Source organism: Caulobacter sp. (assembly GCF_049283275.1).
Lineage (GTDB): Bacteria > Pseudomonadota > Alphaproteobacteria > Caulobacterales > Caulobacteraceae > Caulobacter.
Genome location: NZ_JBAPVS010000095.1, coordinates 1 through 17,820 on the forward strand (window position 1 = coordinate 1; position 17,820 = coordinate 17,820).

Genomic DNA, 17,820 nt, shown 5'->3' on the forward strand with positions numbered 1-17,820 from the left:
CAGGGTCGTCAGGGTCTTGCCGAAAATCACTTGTCGCGGCCGCTGCGGTTTCCGGCCAGCAGCAGGCCCAGCAGAACGCCGACTCCCAGACCGGCCAAGGTGGCGGTGATCGGCCGTTCGCGAACGCGTTCGCTGACATAGCGGCCAGCTTCGTCGACCGACTGGCCGGCGGTGTCGGTGTAGGTGCGGGTCTGGGCGCGCAGGGTTTCGAGGCCCTGGGTCAGCGACGCTTCGATGCGCTTGGCGGCGTCGGACAGGTTGGCCTTGGCCGAAGCGGCGGCGTCACTGAGGTTGTTGCGGGCGGCGCTGGCGGCTTCGCCGAAGCTGCGCTCGGCGTGGTCGAGGGCCGCGCCGGCGTTCGACGACGCCTTGCTTGCTTCGTTCAGGGCGGGGTTCAGGCTGTTGTCGGGCATGAAAATCTCCGGTTCGCGGCTCGGTTCTTGTTGGGGGCGGGCAGCGCGAAGCTGCGCCCGCACAACGCGATGCCGCGGCCACGAGTTCCATTGTAGCCTCAAGGTTGGAGCTTCACCACAGCGGATCTTCAGAAGATCCTGACAAGGATCGCCAGTGGCGTCTTTATCAATCTCGCGCCCAGCGCGAACCCGGTCTATGTTCGAATCATGGACGATGCGGGCGGAACGCTGGCAGATGATCAGGAGGCGCGGCGACTGCGCGCCCTCGACGCCCTTCGCGCCTTTGGCGGCAACCCCGCTGATCCCCGTTTCGATCGGATCGTTCGCCTGGCCTCGCGGCTTTTCGCCGCCTCGCGCGCGGCGATCCGTCTTATCGGCAAGGACAGTGTCTGGCTGAAAGCCAAGGTCGGCTTCGACCATGTCGAGGAGCCGCGTCCCCCCGGCCTGACCGACCGCCTACGCGAAAGCGGCGTCGTTTCGCAGTCCGACCTCGCCCAGGCGCCGGCCTCGGCCCCGCGCCCCTGGTGCGACGACAGCCGCTTCTTCGCCTGCGCGCCGCTGAAGACGGCTTCGGGCGAGATCGTCGGCCTGCTGACCGTCGAGGACCCCCTCCCCCGCGAGGGCGTCGACGCCGGACTGACCGACGCCCTGGCGGACCTCGCCGCTCTGGCGATGGAAGAGCTGCTGCACGACGCCGAGACCGCCCGCAACGTCGCCGAACGCACGCTGGACAGCGAGCGGATCGCCCTGGCCTTGCACGCCGCCAATCTGGGCGAGTTCGTCTGGGATTTCGTGGCCGACACAGTGCGGATCAGCGCGCGGATGGCGCGCATCACCGAGCTTCCCGAAGGCGTGACGCCCGCCCAGAGTGGCGATGCCCTGTATGGCTTCGTCCATCCCGACGAGCGCGAGGCGATCCGCGCCGAGGTCCAGGCCCAATTGGAGGCCCAGGGACGCTACGAGGTCGAGTTCCGGCGGGTGTCGTCCGATCCCCAGAGGCCGATCTGGAACAGCGTGGCCGGCCTGCTGGTCAAGGACGCCGCCGGCAAGCCGCTGCGGCTGATCGGCGTGGTCCAGGACATCACCGCCCGCAAGGAGGCCGACGACCAGCGCGAGAACCTGCTCACCGAGCTGGACCATCGCATCAAGAACATCCTGGCCGTCGTGCAGTCGGTGGCCGGGCAGTCAGCCCGCAAAGCCTCGTCGCTGGACGGCTTCCTCAAAGCCTTCAACGGCCGGCTCAAGTCGATGAGTTCGGCCCACGACCTGCTCAGCGCGGCCCGTTGGCGCGGCGCCACCCTGGCCCGGATCGCCGCCGCCGAGTTGGGCGGCGTGGCCCCCAACCAGACCCGCTGGGACGGACCGGAGCTGTTCCTGACGCCCCGCGCGGCGGCGGCCCTGTCGCTGACCCTGCACGAACTGGCCGTCAACGCCGTGAAGTACGGATCGCTGTCGGTCGAAACCGGCCGGGTCGAAGTGGTCTGGCGCGCCACCCCCCGCGGCGGGTTCAATCTGGAATGGCTGGAGACCGGCGGGCCGATGACCTCGCCGCCGGACAAGCGTGGCTTCGGCATGACCCTGATCGAGGACGTGGTCGGCCGCGAGCTGGGCGGGCGGGCGACCGTCGAATACAAGCGAAGCGGCGTCACGGCGATGATTCACGCCGCCGCCGACGCCTTGGTTGACGAGCCGGAACCGGAACCGGAACCGGCCCCCGACACCCGCATCGTCGAGACCGTCGGCGGCGGCGACGACACCTTCAAGGCCGGCGACATCGCGGGGCTGAAGGTGCTGATCGTCGAGGACTCCCTGCTGCTGGCCATGGAGCTGGAGGCCGGGCTGGAAGATTCGGGCGTGGAAGTGGTCGGCTGCGCGGCCGAGCTGTCCGAGGCCTTGCAGATGCTGGAGCTGTCGTTCGACGCCGCGGTGCTGGACGCCGACCTCAACGGCCAGTCGGTGGCCCCCGTCGCCGAAATCCTGCGCCGCGAAGGCCGGCCCTTCGTGTTCGCCACCGGCTACGCCGACAAGGCCGCGCCGATGGGCTTCGACGCCCCGATTGTCCGCAAGCCCTACAACGTCCACCAGATCGCCCGGGCCCTAGCCTCGGTGACGGGGCGCTAGTCCGGCAATCCCTCGAACACCGTCAGCCCCTCCGGAATGACCGCCCAGTCGGGTCGGCCCTTGGCGAAGATCGCCATGGTCGGGCGAAACAGGGTCGGATCGTCCAGCGAGCCGGCATAGATCGTGTGGGAGTCGGTCTGGCCGACCGGTCCGCCGAACACCAGGCCGGCGCAGGTCGGGCAGCTGTTGCGCACCGCGTCGGAACCGCGCGCCGACACGCAGGTGAAGGTTCGGGTCGGGGCGCTGAAGGTCAGGTCGGCGGCGGCGAAGGCCATGAACGGGATGAAGCCCGAGCCCGAGGCCTTGCGGCAGTCGGCGCAGTAGCAGTGCCCCATATACAGCGGCTCGCCGCGCGCTTCGTAGCGCAGGGCCCCGCAAAGGCATCCGCCGGCGTAGAGGGGTTTGTCGCCCATCCTAGATCACGCCCTTGGCCCGCAGCCCCGCGATCGCCTCGTCCGACAGCTTGGCCACGTCGCGCAACACCGCGTCGGTGTGCTCGCCCAGGGCCGGCCCCGGCCAGCGAACGCCGCCGGGCGTGTCGGACAGCTTGGGGAAAGCGTTCTGCATCTTCACCGTGCCGAACACCGGGTGAGGCACCTCGACGATCGACTCGCGGGCGGCGAACTGCGGGTCCTTCAGCATGTCGGGCGCGCGATAGACTCGCCCGACGGCCAGGCCGGCGTCCTCCAGCAGAGGCAACAGCTCCCCAATGTCATGCTCGACCGTCCAGCCGGCGATGGTGGCGTCCAGCTGCAGCTGATTGACGCCGCGCGCGGCGTGGTCGCGGTAGCGCTCGTCGCTCGCCAGTTCGGGCCGGCCCATCGCATCGCACAGGCGCTTGAACAGGGTGTCCTGATTGGCGCCGATCAGGATCAGCTCGCCGCTGCGGGTGGGATAGACGTTGGATGGGGCGATGCCCGGCAGAATCGCGCCCGAGCGCTCGCGCACATAGCCCGACAGGTCATATTCGGTGATCAGGTTCTCCATCACCGTCAGCACGCTCTCGTAGATCGCCGCGTCGACCACCTGGCCCTTGCCGGTGCGCTGGCGGGCGTGCAGGGCCATCATCACCCCGAGCGCGGCGTTGAGGCCGGCCAGGCTGTCGCCGATCGAGATTCCCGCCCGGGCCGGCGGCCGGTCGGGCTCGCCGGTGATGTGGCGAAGGCCGCCCATGGCCTCGCCGATCAGGGCGTAGCCGGCGCGGTGCGAATAGGGTCCCGTCTGGCCGAAACCCGACACCCGGGCCATCACCAGACCGGGATTGGTCCGGGCGAGATCCTCATAGCCCATGCCCCACTTCTCCAGCGTGCCGGGCCGGAAGTTTTCGACCACCACGTCGGCCGTGTCGATCAGGGCGCGCGCGATGTCGCGGCCCTCGGGCTGACGCAGGTCCAGCGTCACCGAGCTCTTGTTGCGGCCGATCACCGGCCACCAGGGCGAGTGGCCCTTGGGCTTGGTGCGCCCCCACTGGCGCATCGGGTCGCCGGCCTTGGGATCTTCCAGCTTGATGACCTCGGCCCCGAAATCGCCCAGCACCTGGCCGCAGAACGGACCCGCGATCAGCGAACCCATCTCGATGACCCTCAGGCCGTTCAGCGGCGTCTCGGCCATGCGTTTTCTCTCCCCATCTCACGGAACCATCACGGGCCCGTGAGGTTGAATAGGCCTCATAGGCGCAGCGCAGCGCCGAACGATCAACGTTCTAGAAAAACGCGCAGGGAAAGAAAGCCATGACCCGTAAGCTTCTCATCGTCGGCGCCGCCATCGCCGCGCTCAGCGTCGCCGCCTGCAACCAAAAGCCCGACGAAACCAAGGGCGCCGCCACCCCGGCCGAACAGGCCGCGACCCCGGACGCCAACCCGGCCGCCACCGTCCCGACCCCGTCGGACGAGACCAAGGCCGCCACCTTCGTCACCAAGGCCGCCGCCACCGACATGTACGAGATCGAAGCCGCAAAGGTCGCGGCCAAGCGCTCGACCAACGCCGAGGTGAAGAAGTTCGCCGCGATGATGGAAAAGGCCCACACCAAGACCACCGAGGACCTGAAGGCCGCCATCGCCGCCTCGGGCGCCACCCTGACCCTGCCGATGGCCCTGCCGGCCGATCTGCAGGACAAGCTGGACGACCTGAACAAGGCCAGCAACGAGGACTTCGACAAGACCTATGCGGATGACCAGGTCGACGTCCACCAGGCGGCCCTGAACCTGATGCAGCGCTACGCCCAGGACGGCGACACCGCCGCCATCAAGGCCTTCGCCGCCGCCACGGCCCCGGCCGTGCAGGAGCATCTGAACGAAGCCGAAGGCCTGAAGAAGGGCTTCGTGCACTAGAGAACGCCGTGCGTGGTCCTCATCCTTCGACAAGCTCAGGATGAGGACCATTTACGGGCCAGCAGTCGAAAACCTCATCCTGAGCTTGTCGAAGGACGAGGTTTTCGCCCCAGGCGCTGAATGTCGATACGGCCTTAGCGCATCGTGACCTTGGCCGTATTGTCGTCGCCGTTGCGGTCGATCACGAAGTTGTAGGGATCCACCCCCGCCACCTTGGGCGCGACCTTGGTCACGAAGGTCAGGGTCTGGGTTCCCGAGCGGATCCGCCGGCGCTCGAACGCCAGGATTTTGTCGTCGCCGAAGCCCTTCTTGCCGGGCTCCAGGGTGAACAGGCCGACGTCCAGCATTTCGTCCAACGGCGCGGCGGTCTCTTGACCGCGGCCCTGGGCGTACAGCTTCTTGGCCTCAACGGTCAGGACCGTCTCGAACCGCCCGTCGGGCAGCTTGCGCGTGGTCGCCGTCTTGGTCTTCAGGTCATAGAGCGTGATCTTCTCGAACAGGTCCGTGATCAGCGCCTGCTTGTCGGCCGGGACCTCGGCGCGCAGGGCGGCCAGGAAGTCGAGCGCGGTCGGGTAGGGCGCGCCCTTGAAGGCGTGGGCGGCGATCAGCTTGCGCAGCGCCCGGTTCACCGTCTCCTCGCCCACCTCGTGCTGCAGCCGGTACATGACCAGCGAGCCCTTGCGGTAATAGACGTAGGGCTGGCTCTCGACCCGGGCCAGGGGCTGCTCCTCCAGCGGATCGCCGCCGCGGGCCCGCAGGTAGCTGTTGAGCTCGAACTTCAGAAACTTGCGGATCTGGGCCTCGCCGTACATCCGCTTCATGACCATCAGGGCCGAGTACTGCGAGAAGGTTTCGCTCAGCATGGCGCCGCCCTGCTGGTCGGCCCCGATCACCTGGTGGGCCCACCATTGGTGGCCGATCTCGTGGGCCCCGACATAGGTGACCATGTCGATCTTCTCGGGGTCGTCGTAGTTGGCGATGAAGAACAGGTTCTCCGACCACGGGATGGTGTTGGCGAACGACTGGGCGAAATCCTGGTAGCCCGGGAACTCCTGGAACCGCAGCTGGCGGAACTGGTAGGGGCTGAAATTGGCCTGGTAGTAGTCGAGCGAGGCCTTCATCCCGGTCTTCATCCGCTCGATGTTCCACGGATGGTGCGGGTCGTAATAGATGGCCAGGTCCACACCCTTGTAGCGGTCGCGAGCGACGACATAGCGGGCCGACTGGATCGACATGAAGGGCAGGATCGGCGCCTCGGTGACGAAGCGGGCCGTGCGGCGGCCGTTGCGGACCACGTCGGACACCTGATAGCCCGGCGCGATCGGCGTCTGGTCGGCCTCGGTGGTGACCGTGATGTCGGAGGACACGAAGTCGGCGTCGTGGCGCAGGCCGTTGAACTGGCGGCTGGGGATGTCGCCCAGCTTGGCCATGCGTCGCTCGGGCGGCAGGCCGTACTTGCGGCGCTTGGCGCGGTCCTGCAGCAGGCCGTCGCGGCTCATGCCCAGGGTGGGCGCGATCTCGGTGTTGTCGATGAAGGTCCCGTTGTCGACCACCCGGGTGTCGTTGCCCCGATTGCGGAAGCCGTCCTGGGCGCGATGGGTGATGAAGCTCATCATCCGCCGCTCGCCCGGCTTCATCGGCGTGTCGAACGCGAAGATCCGGTAGTTGAAACGGTCGAAGGTCTGCTTGGAGCGGGCGCCCTCGATCGACAGGCCCTTGACCTTCAGGTCACGGTCGAAGCGGACGTGGATCTCCTTGAGAATCTGGCCGCTGCGGTTTTCCAGGGTGTAGACGCCCTGGGTGTCGACGCCCGGATCGTGCGGATAGAGCTCGACGTCCAGCTTCATCGCCACGATCTTCGGCTGCGGCGTGTTCTCGAAGCGCAACAACGTCTTCTCGTAGTCGGCCTGCCACTTCTCGTCGTCGATCTTCGTCCGGTAGACGTTCCAGACGTTGGTGTTGACGTAGATGAAGCCGCCGGCGGCGATGAACACCGCCGCGGCGGTCGCGAAAGTGAGGCCCGCCTTGCCGGTCAAACGCGAGGGCAGGCGGCGCAAGCGCGGCCAGAGCCGGGTCTCGGTTCCCCGTCGCCAGAGCGCGTAGGTCAGCACCACCAGACCCACGGCGAAAGCCGACCAATAGAGCCGCAGCCACCAGGCCCCGATCCAGAACTTGCCCAGGCGGTTGATGTCGGAGGTCGGGACGTCGATGACCCCGCCATAATTGTAGAGATTGTGCTCGAAGCCGAGGTTCACGAAGGTCAGGGTGCTGACGATGTAGATCACCATCAGGCCCCAGCCGATGAACTTATGGCCGGCGATCGTCTGGAGGAACACCGCCAGCACGGCCAGCAGCACCAGATCGACCGTCTGGGGCAGCAGGTACCAGAGGAGGTACTTGTCGAGTTCGAGGTTGGCGTAGCCGTGGGCCAGCTGGCTGACGATCGCGGCCAGGACGCTGACGGCCAGGGTCGACAGCAGCACCAGCGAGATGGCCGCCACCTTGGGCGCGACGAAGGCCCAGTCGGCGACGGGAGCGGCGTCGATGATCTCGTGGGTCTTGCGGTCGCGCTCCCGCCAGACCAGCTCGCCGGCGTAGTAGATGGCGATGATCATCGGGATCAGGCCGAACGAACCGGCCAGGGGCTGCAACAGCACCCGCGTCAGCGGACGGATCGATCCCCCGTACGACCCGGCGTCGGTGGCGAACCACAATGCGCCGGCGGCGTTGAAAAGACCCACGGCCAGCAGGACGAAATAGGCCGGGCTCTTGAAGACCTGGCCCATGTCGAGCCGTGTTCGCGCCGCCAGATGGGCCCAAGCCCAGGCGGCGTCGTAGCGGGGCGCGACCGGACTGGATCGCGCCAACGGCGGCGCGTCGAACCCGACGACGTCGGCGGACTTCGCCTTGGACGCGCCACGCTTGCCCGAGAGCTCGCTGGCTTGGAAGCGGAAGAGGCTGAACGCCAGACCCAGGAAGCTGGCCGAGAGGGCCAGCGCGAAGAGCCGATTGAACAGCAAGGTCCCGGCTAGCGGCGGGATCAGGCTGTTGTGCTCGCTCGTCGTCCAATATTCGGAAACCAGCCTGTAGGCGGCCATGCCCAGCGGCTCCCACAGGGCGATGACCTGCTTGAATTCAGGCTTGCCCAGGGCGATCCGGGCGATCGTCCAGACGACCATGAAGACGATGACGCCGACATAGGTCCACATCATCGAGCGGGTGATCGTGGCCAGGGCGAAGAACATCGCCGAGGTCAGCAGCAGCGACGGCAGGGCCAGGACGACATAGGCGAACACATAGGCTTCCAGCCGGTTGGGTCCCAGAAGCTCGCTGTCGACCCAGGGCATCAGCGAGCCCAGGAACACCGCCAGCGGCACAGCCAGGAACGAGATCGCCGCGGCGGCGAACGCGCCCAGGAACCGGCCGTACAGATAGTCGAACTTGGTCAGTCGCGTGGCGCGCAGGATGGGCCCGAAGCCCGTCTCGTCGTCGCGCACCACCACGTTCGAGACGAAGGCCGTGGTCACGAACATGTAGAACAGCGAAAAGATCAGGTGGCTCTGGGCCAGGGCGTAGGGGCCGTTGCGATGGTCGCTGGGACCCAGGCCGATGCTGATCTGGCTGATCGTCGTGACGCCGAAGGTCAGCAGGAAGAAGATCACCGCCACCACCCAGAAGACGGGCGATTTCAGCTGGTAGCGGAGTTCGAAGCCCGCGATCTTGCCAAACATCCGGTCGCCCTCAGGCCGCGCGACGGGTGTTGGACAGGGTGGAGAAGTAGACGTCCTCCAGTCCGCCCTCGACTGGCGTGAAGCCGGCGCCCGGATCCTGGTCGGCCAGGATGTGGATCACGGTGCGGCCGCCCAGCAGGCGGGTGGAGATGATCTGGTGTTTGGCCTTGGCGGCCTCGAGCTCGGCCTTGTCGATGACCTTCTTCCAGATCCGGCCCGACAGCTGGCGGACGAGGTCGGCCGGCGCGCCTTCCTTGACGATGCGGCCGTTGCAGATGATCGCCATGGCCGGGCAGAGATCGGAAACGTCCTCGACGATGTGGGTCGACAGGATCACCACCACGTTCTCGCCGATCTCGGCCAGCAGGTTGAGGAAGCGGTTGCGCTCTTCGGGGTCGAGACCGGCGGTGGGCTCATCGACGATGATCAGGCGCGGATCGCCGATCAGGGCCTGGGCGATCCCGAACCGCTGGCGCATGCCGCCCGAAAAGCCGGCGATGGCCTTCTTGCGCACGTCCCACAGATTGACCTGGTTGAGCAGGCTCTCGACGACCGCCTTGCGGTCCTTCGCCCCGGCGATCCCCTTCAGCACCGCCATGTGGTCGAGCATGTCGTAGGCCGACACCCGCGGATAGACGCCGAAGTCCTGAGGCAGATAGCCCAGGGTGCGCCGCAGCAGATCGGGCGACTTGAGCACATCGATGTCGCCGAACCGGATGTGGCCCGAGGTCGGGGCCTGCAGGGTGGCGACGGTGCGCATCAGGGTCGACTTGCCCGCGCCGTTCGGGCCCAGCAGGCCGTACATGCCGCCGGGTATCGTCAGGTTGACCTCGTCGAGGGCCTTCACGCCATTGGCGTAGACATGAGTCAGGTTCTCGATGATCAGCATCGTCGGTCCCGGGCCCCTTCGACGTCGCCGTGGCGGGTTTTTGCCACAATTGCCTATCCGTCATGCCTTGTCGTCGCAGGTCGGGGCAAGTGAAAGAACGTTTAGACAAGCCACGTGGCCGGCATGTTGCAGGATCGTGTCCTCACGAAGGTGACTTTTGGCGGAACGGGTTTGGGTCTAATCAGGCGCCATGACGCACTTCGCCTTTCCCCCGCCCGCCCAACCCACGGTTCCGGTCGAAGGCGGCGACTCTGTCTTCCCCGTGCGACGGATCCTCTGCGTGGGCCGCAACTACGCAGCGCACCGGCGCGAGATGGGCGCCGACGAGCGCGACCCGCCGTTCTTTTTCGCCAAGCCGGCCGACGCCGTGCTGGTCGGCGGCGAAGTCCCCTACCCGGTCGCCACCCACGACCTGCATCACGAGATCGAACTGGTGATCGCCCTAAAATCGGGCGGCGCCAACATCGCGGTCGAGCAGGCGATGAGTCACGTGTTCGGCTATGCCGTCGGGGTCGACCTGACCCGGCGCGACCTGCAGGCCGCCGCCAAGGCCAAGAGCCATCCCTGGGACGCCGCCAAGGGTTTCGACGCCAGCGCCCCGATCACCGCCATCGTCCCGATCGACAAAGCCAAGCCAGACGGCGCGATCACCCTCAGCGTCAACGGCCAGCTTCGCCAGAGCGGCCAGATCGCCGACATGATCTGGACGATCCCGGAGATCATCGCCGAGGCTTCCAAACTCTGGACCCTGGCGGCCGGCGACCTGATCTTCACCGGCACCCCCGAGGGCGTCGCCGCCATCGGCCGAGGCGATCGGGTCGTAGGTCAAGTCGAGGGCGTGGGCGAGCTCGCCTTCACCCTGGTCTGAGGCCCGGCCATGCAGCTCACCCTCTACAGCGCCTGGCGGTCCAGCGCCGCCTATCGGGTGCGGATCGGCCTGAACCTCAAGGGCCTGGCCTATGACATCGCCCCGGTGAATCTGGTCGCCAACCAGCACCAGGAACCGGCCTTCGCCGCCCTGAACCCTCAGCGGCTGTTGCCGGCCTTGGAGGCGGACGGCAGGACGCTGACCCAGAGCCTGGCGATCCTGGAATGGCTGGACGAGACCGTTCCGGAACCGCCCCTGCTGCCGGCCGGCGCCTTCGACCGCGCCGCGGTGCGGACCATGAGCCTGATCGTCGCCAGCGACATCCACCCGGTGAACAACCTGCGCATCCTGCGGGCCCTGACCGACCTGGGCGTCGACGAGCCGGACCGCGAAGCCTGGATCCGGCGCTGGATCACCGACGGCTTCACGGCCCTGGAGACGATGATCGTCGACCACGGCAAGGGCTTCGCCTTCGGCGGCGCGCCGAGCCTGGCCGATTGCTGTCTGATCCCGCAGGTCTATAACGCCGAGCGTTTCAAGACCGACCTGACCCCCTTCCCCGCTATCCGCGCGGTCGCCGCGCGGTGCGCCGAGCACCCGGCCTTCGTCGCCGCCCACCCCAACAATCAGCCGGACGCCATCCATGCTTGAAGATCTGAAGAGCAACAATCTGGCCTGGTCGCTGCGCAAGACCGAGGCCGACCCCCAGTTCTTCAAGCGCCTGGAGGGTCAACAGAGCCCGGAATATCTGTGGATCGGCTGCAGCGACAGCCGGGTGCCGGCCAACGAGATCGTCGGCCTGGACCCCGGCGAGCTGTTCGTCCACCGCAACGTCGCCAACCTGGCCCCGCCGCAGGACGCCAACTATCTCAGCGTGCTGCAGTTCGCGGTCGACGTGATCAAGGTCAAGCACGTGATGGTCGTGGGCCACTATGGCTGCGGCGGCGTGGCGGCGGCGGTCGACGGCCAGCGGCGCGGGCTGGTCGATCACTGGCTGCACCCGATCCGCGAGGTTCACGCCGAGCACAAGCACGAGCTGGACGCCCTGCCGACCGAGAAGGACAAGCTCAACCGCCTGTGCGAGCTGAACGTCATCCGTCAGGTGCGCAACGTCGCCTCCGACGTCTTCGTCCAGGACGCCTGGGCGCGCGGCCAGAGCCTGTCGGTTCACGGCTGGGTCTATTCGCTGGGCAACGGCTTGGTCACCGACCTGAACGTCGGGATCTCCAGCCTGGAAGACTACGAGCGGGTGGTGGCCGCGCCCGGATAAATCCCTAGGCGTCGAACGCCACCAGGCCGCTGGCCAGGTCATAGGTGGCCGAGAGGATCTTGAGGCGGCCCTCGGACAGCTTCTCGGCCAGCGTGCCGTCGGCCACCTTCAGGCGGGCGGCGACGTCGCGGACGTTCTGGCGAATGGCCGCGTCCTGCAGGTCGGCGGGGTGCTTTTCCTGCGCCTCCAGCACCGCCGGCATGATCGGCAGCACCATGTTCAGCAGTGAGCCGTGCAGATCGACATGCTTGGTGGCCACGTCCACCGCCGCGCCGACCGCGCCGCATTTGGTGTGACCCAGCACCACGACCAGGGGCGCGCCCAGGTGCTCCACGGCGTAGACGATCGAGCCCAGCCCTTCCTGGCTGACCGTCGAGCCGGCCACGCGGACCACGAACAGTTCACCCAGATTGCAGTCGAAGATCAGTTCGGGACCGACGCGGCTGTCGCTGCAGCCGACGATCACCGCGAACGGCCTCTGGCCTTTGGAGAGCTCCGCGATCCGGGCCAAGGTCGGCAGGGCGATGCTGGCCCCGCCGCGCGAGAAGATGGCGTTGCCCTGCTTGAGGCGGCCCAGCGCTTCGTCCGGGCTGACGGCCGGCGGATGCACCTCGGCCGGTTCAACGGCGTTGTGGTCTTCCAGCGGCTTGACCTGGGCCAGCGCCTTGTCGAGCGCGGCTTTGTCGGCCGGCTGGCTCTTCAGGGCGCGGCGCGTGCGGCGGCCCTTGCGGGTCAACACCGACGGCGTAGCGGGATTGTCGCCCTCGGCCCAGGCCAGGGCGGGCGCGGCGAGGCCCGACGCCAAGGCGCCCAGCAGGAGTCGTCTCGAAACCATCTCATCCCCCGACGAGTGCAGCGGCTGTAATCCGTAATCCTGCCAGGGGAAGGTTAACTACGACGCAACGCCGGGCCTCAGAGCGGCAATTCGACGCGTTTGACCACGGTGCGCATGGCGATCGACGAGCTGACCCGGACGACGCCGGGAATTCGGGTCAGGCCCTGGGCGTGCACCCGCTCCAGGTCGTCGACGTCGGCCACCACCAACCGCAGCAGATAGTCCGAGCCGCCGGTCATCAGATAGCACTCGGCCACCTCGCGGACATTGGCGATGGCTTTCTCGAAGGCGCTGAGCGTCGCCTCGGCCTGGGACGACAGGGTGACGGTGACGAAAACGCTGAGCGGCAGGCCCACTGCCCGCTCGTCGATCACGGCGGCGTAACGCCCTATCACCCCCGCCTCCTCCAGCGCCTTCACGCGACGCAGGCAGGCGGATTCGGAAAGATTCACCGCCTCTGCGAGTTCCACATAGCTGGCCCGGCCCCGCCTCTGGAGCAGGTTCAGCAGCTTGCGATCAAAGGCGTCGAGGTTTGCCGCAGGTTTCTTCAACGCAAAGGCTCCATCGCGATGGAATCCTGCATACCACGGTTATGGGCGCATGAAATCCCCCAGGAACCTGCGTTCACTCAGGCGTAAACCAGCGTCAAAAGCCACTTGGAGGAGACTATCATGCGCGTTGGAGTGCCTTCCGAGATCAAACCGGGCGAACACCGGGTTGGCCTGACCCCCACCGCCGTGCGCGAGTATGTGGGTCACGGTCACTCGGTGCTGGTCCAGACCGGCGCGGGCCTCGGGGCCGGCTATGGCGACGACCTCTATGTCAAGGCCGGCGCGGCCATCGCGCCCGACGCCGACGCGGTGTTCGCGGGCGCCGAACTGATCATCAAGGTCAAGGAGCCGCAGAAGGTCGAGTGGGAGCGTCTGACGCCCCGCCACATCCTGTTCACCTATCTCCACCTGGCGCCCGACCCGGTGCAGACCGAGGGTCTGCTGGCTTCCGGCTGCGCGGCCATCGCCTACGAGACCGTCACCGACGCCAAGGGCGGCCTGCCGCTGCTGGCCCCGATGTCGGAAGTGGCCGGCCGCATCGCCGTCTTCTCGGCGGCTGAGACCCTGCTCAAGCACAACGGCGGCATGGGCCTGCTGCTCTGCGGCGTGCCCGGCGTGCCCCCGGCCCGCGTGGCGGTGCTGGGCGGCGGGGTGGTCGGCTCCAACGCCGCGCGCATGGCCGCCGGCCTGGGCGCCGAGGTGGTGGTGCTGGAACGCTCGATCCCGCGCATGCGCGAGCTGGACGACCTGTACCAGGGCCGCATCCTGACCCGCTATTCGACGATGGCGGCGGTCGAGGACGAGATCCTCAAGGCCGACGTGATCATCGGCGCGGTGCTGACAGCCGGGGCCGCGGCCCCCAAGCTGGTCAAGCGCGAACATCTGTCGAAGATGAAGCCGGGTTCGGTGCTGGTCGACGTGTCGATCGACCAGGGCGGCTGTTTCGAGACCAGCCACCCGACCACCCACGCCGAACCGACCTATACGGTCGACGGTGTCGTCCACTATTGCGTGGCCAACATGCCCGGCGCCGCGCCGCGCACCTCGTCCGAAGCCCTGGGCAACGCCACCCTGCCCTTCGGCCTGGCCCTGGCGGATCACGGCCTGGACGCGTTGAAGAGCAACATCCACCTGGCCAAAGGTCTTAACGTCCTGGCTGGCGAACTGACCCACCCGGCCGTGGCCGAGGCGCTGGGCAAGGCGTCGGTGGATCCCTATGGGGCCTGGAAGTAGGGTCCGGCCGCACCGAACCATCGTCTCCGGGGTCGTCCGAAGCTTTCGCCTCGCGACGGTTCTGGAGACGATTTTCGGCGGCAGGTCATTCCGCCGCCAGAGCTCGTGATCACGAAAACGCCGCGACCCAAGACTCCCGCGCGGCCACCAAAGCCATCGAATTTTTAGTGTTGTCAAAAACACGCCACTACAACAATAGTTGTGGGTTATCGCGTCTTTGAGACCTGTGGTTGCCTAGCGTCACACGCGCCAGTTCCTTGGCATAAGGCTAAACTTTTAGGGGGAGGCTCCATGCCTCGTTCGGACCGTGGTTTCATGGTGGGTGGCCCCGCGCGTCTGTACCAAGGCGCGATGGGCGACGCCTACCACGCACAGCGCGCGCAGTCGCGAGACGAGGCTGTCCAGGCGCAAAGAGCGATCGACTTCGCCGGCTTGTCCACGGAACAGGACGTCGTGCTTGATTTCGGCTGCGGCACCGGCGGCATACTGGGCACGCTTCCCGCCGCGCGAAAGATAGGCGTCGAGATCAACGAGCGGGCGGCCCAGGAGGCTCAAACGCGACTGGACGCCGTTCATCCGGCCCTCGCGGACGTGCCGGCCAATTCGGTCGACGTGATCATCAGCTTTCACGCTCTCGAACACGTCGGCCATCCGCTGACCGAGCTACAGGAAATGCGCCGGGTGCTCAAGCCGAAGGGCCGCCTGAGGATCATCGTTCCCTGCGAAACCCCGCTCTTCCACAAACCTCATCGCAAATGGAAGCCCGACGACATCGACATGCATCTCTACAGCTGGACGCCGTTGACCCTGGGCAATCTGATCTCCGTCGCGGGACTGCAGGTCGTCGCGACCGACATCGTGCCGATGTCGAGCGGCGGGCGCCTGGCGACCATGTTGAAGTCATCGCCGCGCCTGGCGATCGCCGCGCGGTGGCTGAAGGCGATACGCGCCAAGTCCCACGCGACCCAGCTCTTGATCACCGCCATCAAGGCGGAGTGAGGCGCCTGTGGCCGCCTAGGCCGCGAACCGTCCCAGATCCTGGTGACTCTCCACCAGGTCCAGCACGTCGTGCATCGAGAAGCCCGGATCGGCCGGATGGAGCGCGTCATAGATCGAGCGCGCGAAGGCCAGGTCGGCCGGCGTCTTCACCCGCCAGTCGTAGTGCGACCAGTCGCGGTGGGCCTTCAGGTGGGCCTGGCGAAAACGGTCGGGCCGCTCGCGGATGGCGGCGGTCGGCGAGATCATCGCCAAGGGATCGCGAACCTCGGCGGCGGCCATGCGCAGCGCCTCGACCGTGATCACCTCGACCTCGAGACCGGCTGGATAGGTGCGCTCCACGCGGTTGGAGGTGTAGGCCGCGCCGCTGACCTGGGCCAGACGGACGGCCTCGTCGATCACGGCCGGATCGACAAACGGCGCGTCGCCCTTGATGCGGACGATGTGGCTGACCGGACCGGCGGCCTCGGCGCAGCGGGCGATGCGGTCCAGGATGTCGCTGCCGGAACCGCGATGCACGGCGTAGCCGCGCGACACCACCAGCCCGGCCAGCCCATCGTCGGCGGCGTCGCTGCTGGTGGCGACGATGATCTTGTTCAGGCGCCGGGCGCCGCGCAACCGCTCGAGCTGGCGCAGGATCATCGGCTGACCCTGGAGGGTGGCGACGGCCTTGCCGGGCAGACGTTTGGAGCCCATGCGGGCCTGGACGACGGCGAGGATCATGGCGTTCGGCTCCCTCTTTGTTTCTCAGCGCTTCTTCCGAGGCTGAGCTTTGATTCGCCTGGGCGTCAGGCGACCCAACGTCGCGGGTCCAGGGCCACCGGATCGTCGATGGCCATGTCGTCCCAATCGAGGTCGGGCGGCGGACTGGAGGCGGCGGCGACCACGGCCGAGAGTTCAGCGGCCGAGGTGACGCCCACGAGGACGGCGCTGGCCTCGACGCGCGACAAGGCGAAGCCCAGGGCGGCCTGCAGCGGATCGGAACGGCCCTCGGCGATCATCCGGCGAACCTTCGACAGGCGGCCCGAGGCCCCCTTCAGCTGGGCGGGGACGCGATCGGGCGGCAGGAACAGCAGGCCGTTGAGGAAGATCGACCGCAGCTGCACCTCGACCCCCATGCCGGCGATGCGTTGCAGCGAGCCGTCGGCCAGCAGGCGCTGGTCGAGCAGGCTGGCCGGAGCTTGAAGAATGTCGGGCTTGAAGCGGCGGACCACGCCCACCGGATCGTCGCTGGCGTGGGCGGCGACGCCGATCTTGGCGAACAGCCCCTCGTCACGCAGGCGGGCCAGACGGTCCCAGACGGCCGAGCCGTGCGAGCCGAACAGTTCCGAGGGCGAAGACACGATGATGGCGTCGGCGCGTTCGACGCCCAGGCGGCGCAGGGACGCGCGGGCCTCGGCCTCGACGAAATCGGGGCCACGGTCGGCGCGGGCGGCCGACAGGGTGACGCGGAACGGGACGGGACGGGGAATCAGATCGCCCAGCACCTGCTCGGCGCGGCCGTAGTTGCCCGACACGTCCAGCACCGACAGACGGGCGCGGGCGGCGATGGCGAGGATGTCACGAGCTTCGGTTTCCGGCGATCGGGCGCGCGGCGACGCGCTCATGCCGTCCAGCCCGAACTGGGCGGCGGCTAGACCGAGCTTGGAAACGAAAAGCGACATGGAAATCCGTGCGGACTGAACACCAATGTCGGCAAGCCTACGCCCCAAGGTTTGAAGAAGGCGTTTCTGGAAACTTTCCGAGGCGTTAACATGCTTGGCAATGAACCCAACCGATCACGCCGACGCCGACGCGACCCTCGTCCCTGAGGCCGAGCCTTCCGATTGGCCTCTCCACGGCCTGGCGGACGACATGCGGCCGGCCCTGGCCGGCGCCCTGGCGCGGGGCCCGGCGGCCCTGGCGACCATCATTTTCCTGGGCGACGGCGGGCCCCGTCCAGTCGGGACCCAGATGGTGTTCGGGCAGGACGCATTGGGAGGGGGCAGCCGGGCGGGCTTCCTGTCGGGCGGCTGCATCGAGGCCGACGTCGAGGGCCACGCCCGGGCCTGCATGGTGGACGGACGGCCCCGACGGCTGGTCTATGGCGAGGGCAGTCCCTGGCCCGACATCCGCCTGCTGTGTGGCGCGCGGATCGAGATCCTGGTCGAACGAATCACCCCGGACGATTCGGCGGCCCGCGCGCTGCTGGCCCTGACGGCGGCGCGGGCCCCGGCGATCTGGATCAGCGACGGCGACCAGCGGCGTTGCGCCCCGGCCGCGGAAGACATCCAACCCTGGCCGGGAGCGTTTTCCCGTCGGTTCGATCCGCCGCCCCGGCTGGTGGTGTTCGGCGGCGACCCGACCGCCCTGGCCGTGGCCGGCCTGGGGGCGCAGTCGGGATTCCAGACGACCTTGGTGCGGCCCAAGGGTCCGACCTCGCCCCCTCCTCTGCCCGGCGTGGCCTATCGGCGTGACGAGGTCGCCGCCGCCGTGGCGTCGATCGGCCTGGACGCCTGGACGGCGGTGGCGATCTGCGGCCATGACGAGGCGATCGATCACCAGGCCCTGCTGGCCGCCCTGCCCTCGGCCGCGCCCTATGTC

At 67.7% G+C, this 17,820-nt stretch carries 17 protein-coding genes; 8 read left to right on the forward strand and 9 right to left on the reverse strand.

The window, feature by feature from the left end:
- Positions 1-26: 26 nt before the first annotated feature.
- On the reverse strand, positions 27-413 hold the full coding sequence (locus WAL33_RS04690; RefSeq protein WP_422178980.1) for a hypothetical protein: 387 nt from the start codon (positions 411-413) through the stop codon (positions 27-29).
- Positions 414-620: 207 nt separating this feature from the next.
- Here WAL33_RS04690 and WAL33_RS04695 point away from each other — a divergent pair, with 207 nt between their 5' ends.
- On the forward strand, positions 621-2,534 hold the full coding sequence (locus tag WAL33_RS04695) for an HWE histidine kinase domain-containing protein (protein ID WP_422178982.1): 1,914 nt from the start codon (positions 621-623) through the stop codon (positions 2,532-2,534).
- Here the strand turns inward: WAL33_RS04695 and WAL33_RS04700 are convergent.
- Together WAL33_RS04700 and WAL33_RS04705 are read right to left on the reverse strand one after the other, a co-directional pair.
- Positions 2,531-2,947, reverse strand: a complete 417-nt coding sequence (locus WAL33_RS04700; RefSeq protein WP_422178984.1) for a GFA family protein — start codon at positions 2,945-2,947, stop codon at positions 2,531-2,533. The two genes, WAL33_RS04695 and WAL33_RS04700, sit on opposite strands and share 4 nt — an antisense overlap.
- A 1-nt stretch (position 2,948) precedes the next feature.
- Entirely contained in the window at positions 2,949-4,145 is a 1,197-nt protein-coding gene (locus tag WAL33_RS04705) for a CaiB/BaiF CoA transferase family protein (protein ID WP_422178986.1), read from the reverse strand.
- Positions 4,146-4,264: 119 nt separating this feature from the next.
- Here WAL33_RS04705 and WAL33_RS04710 point away from each other — a divergent pair, with 119 nt between their 5' ends.
- On the forward strand, positions 4,265-4,864 hold the full coding sequence (locus WAL33_RS04710) for a DUF4142 domain-containing protein (RefSeq protein ID WP_422178988.1): 600 nt from the start codon (positions 4,265-4,267) through the stop codon (positions 4,862-4,864).
- Between the two features lie 134 nt (positions 4,865-4,998).
- Here WAL33_RS04710 and WAL33_RS04715 read toward each other — a convergent pair whose 3' ends face one another.
- Together WAL33_RS04715 and WAL33_RS04720 are read right to left on the reverse strand one after the other, a co-directional pair.
- Positions 4,999-8,595: a M1 family aminopeptidase gene (locus tag WAL33_RS04715; RefSeq protein WP_422178990.1), complete on the reverse strand. Its 3,597-nt coding sequence runs from the start codon at positions 8,593-8,595 to the stop codon at positions 4,999-5,001.
- 10 nt (positions 8,596-8,605) lie between these two features.
- Positions 8,606-9,484 (reverse strand): ABC transporter ATP-binding protein, encoded by an 879-nt coding sequence (locus WAL33_RS04720; protein WP_422178992.1) that lies wholly within the window; start codon positions 9,482-9,484, stop codon positions 8,606-8,608.
- Between the two features lie 190 nt (positions 9,485-9,674).
- Here WAL33_RS04720 and WAL33_RS04725 point away from each other — a divergent pair, with 190 nt between their 5' ends.
- From WAL33_RS04725 to WAL33_RS04735, 3 genes are read left to right on the forward strand one after another with little or no spacing between them, the layout of a single operon-like run.
- Positions 9,675-10,352 carry a fumarylacetoacetate hydrolase family protein gene (locus WAL33_RS04725; protein ID WP_422178994.1) on the forward strand — a complete coding sequence of 226 codons (678 nt, stop codon included), beginning with the start codon at positions 9,675-9,677 and terminating at the stop codon, positions 10,350-10,352.
- A gap of 9 nt (positions 10,353-10,361) precedes the next feature.
- On the forward strand, positions 10,362-11,003 hold the full coding sequence (gene maiA / locus WAL33_RS04730) for a maleylacetoacetate isomerase (protein WP_422178995.1): 642 nt from the start codon (positions 10,362-10,364) through the stop codon (positions 11,001-11,003).
- Positions 10,996-11,622: a carbonic anhydrase gene (locus WAL33_RS04735; protein ID WP_422178997.1), complete on the forward strand. Its 627-nt coding sequence runs from the start codon at positions 10,996-10,998 to the stop codon at positions 11,620-11,622. The genes maiA and WAL33_RS04735 overlap by 8 nt, the downstream gene beginning before the upstream one ends.
- 4 nt (positions 11,623-11,626) lie before the next feature.
- Here WAL33_RS04735 and WAL33_RS04740 read toward each other — a convergent pair whose 3' ends face one another.
- Together WAL33_RS04740 and WAL33_RS04745 are read right to left on the reverse strand one after the other, a co-directional pair.
- Positions 11,627-12,457 carry a carbonic anhydrase gene (locus WAL33_RS04740; RefSeq protein WP_422178999.1) on the reverse strand — a complete coding sequence of 277 codons (831 nt, stop codon included), beginning with the start codon at positions 12,455-12,457 and terminating at the stop codon, positions 11,627-11,629.
- Positions 12,458-12,534: 77 nt separating this feature from the next.
- A complete protein-coding gene (locus tag WAL33_RS04745) occupies positions 12,535-13,008 on the reverse strand; it encodes an Lrp/AsnC family transcriptional regulator (protein ID WP_422179001.1) in 474 nt (157 codons plus the stop codon).
- Positions 13,009-13,128: 120 nt separating this feature from the next.
- Between WAL33_RS04745 and ald the strand changes: the two genes are divergently transcribed.
- Positions 13,129-14,241, forward strand: coding sequence for an alanine dehydrogenase (gene ald / locus WAL33_RS04750; RefSeq protein ID WP_422179003.1), 1,113 nt, complete (start codon positions 13,129-13,131; stop codon positions 14,239-14,241).
- 291 nt (positions 14,242-14,532) lie between these two features.
- Complete coding sequence (locus WAL33_RS04755) at positions 14,533-15,240, forward strand: class I SAM-dependent methyltransferase (RefSeq protein ID WP_422179005.1); 708 nt, start codon at positions 14,533-14,535, stop codon at positions 15,238-15,240.
- 15 nt (positions 15,241-15,255) lie between these two features.
- Here the strand turns inward: WAL33_RS04755 and WAL33_RS04760 are convergent, their stop codons facing one another.
- On the reverse strand, positions 15,256-15,960 hold the full coding sequence (locus WAL33_RS04760) for a glycosyltransferase family protein (RefSeq protein WP_422179007.1): 705 nt from the start codon (positions 15,958-15,960) through the stop codon (positions 15,256-15,258).
- Positions 15,961-16,025: 65 nt separating this feature from the next.
- Positions 16,026-16,901: a bifunctional regulator KidO gene (locus WAL33_RS04765; protein WP_422179009.1), complete on the reverse strand. Its 876-nt coding sequence runs from the start codon at positions 16,899-16,901 to the stop codon at positions 16,026-16,028.
- Positions 16,902-17,001: 100 nt separating this feature from the next.
- Between WAL33_RS04765 and WAL33_RS04770 the strand changes: the two genes are divergently transcribed.
- The coding region (locus tag WAL33_RS04770) for an XdhC family protein (RefSeq protein ID WP_422179011.1) at positions 17,002-17,820 on the forward strand (819 nt) is incomplete at its 3' end.

Excerpts from the sequence above, each read along its gene's own strand:
- WAL33_RS04690 (WP_422178980.1), bottom strand. The coding sequence starts at position 413 with ATGCCCGACAACAGCCTGAACCCCGCCCTGAACGAAGCAAGCAAGGCG.
- WAL33_RS04695 (WP_422178982.1), top strand. The coding sequence starts at position 621 with ATGGACGATGCGGGCGGAACGCTGGCAGATGATCAGGAGGCGCGGCGA.
- WAL33_RS04700 (WP_422178984.1), bottom strand. The coding sequence starts at position 2,947 with ATGGGCGACAAACCCCTCTACGCCGGCGGATGCCTTTGCGGGGCCCTG.
- WAL33_RS04705 (WP_422178986.1), bottom strand. The coding sequence starts at position 4,145 with ATGGCCGAGACGCCGCTGAACGGCCTGAGGGTCATCGAGATGGGTTCG.
- WAL33_RS04710 (WP_422178988.1), top strand. The coding sequence starts at position 4,265 with ATGACCCGTAAGCTTCTCATCGTCGGCGCCGCCATCGCCGCGCTCAGC.
- WAL33_RS04715 (WP_422178990.1), bottom strand. The coding sequence starts at position 8,595 with ATGTTTGGCAAGATCGCGGGCTTCGAACTCCGCTACCAGCTGAAATCG.
- WAL33_RS04720 (WP_422178992.1), bottom strand. The coding sequence starts at position 9,484 with ATGCTGATCATCGAGAACCTGACTCATGTCTACGCCAATGGCGTGAAG.
- WAL33_RS04725 (WP_422178994.1), top strand. The coding sequence starts at position 9,675 with ATGACGCACTTCGCCTTTCCCCCGCCCGCCCAACCCACGGTTCCGGTC.
- maiA (WP_422178995.1), top strand. The coding sequence starts at position 10,362 with ATGCAGCTCACCCTCTACAGCGCCTGGCGGTCCAGCGCCGCCTATCGG.
- WAL33_RS04735 (WP_422178997.1), top strand. The coding sequence starts at position 10,996 with ATGCTTGAAGATCTGAAGAGCAACAATCTGGCCTGGTCGCTGCGCAAG.
- WAL33_RS04740 (WP_422178999.1), bottom strand. The coding sequence starts at position 12,457 with ATGGTTTCGAGACGACTCCTGCTGGGCGCCTTGGCGTCGGGCCTCGCC.
- ald (WP_422179003.1), top strand. The coding sequence starts at position 13,129 with ATGCGCGTTGGAGTGCCTTCCGAGATCAAACCGGGCGAACACCGGGTT.
- WAL33_RS04755 (WP_422179005.1), top strand. The coding sequence starts at position 14,533 with ATGCCTCGTTCGGACCGTGGTTTCATGGTGGGTGGCCCCGCGCGTCTG.
- WAL33_RS04760 (WP_422179007.1), bottom strand. The coding sequence starts at position 15,960 with ATGATCCTCGCCGTCGTCCAGGCCCGCATGGGCTCCAAACGTCTGCCC.
- WAL33_RS04765 (WP_422179009.1), bottom strand. The coding sequence starts at position 16,901 with ATGTCGCTTTTCGTTTCCAAGCTCGGTCTAGCCGCCGCCCAGTTCGGG.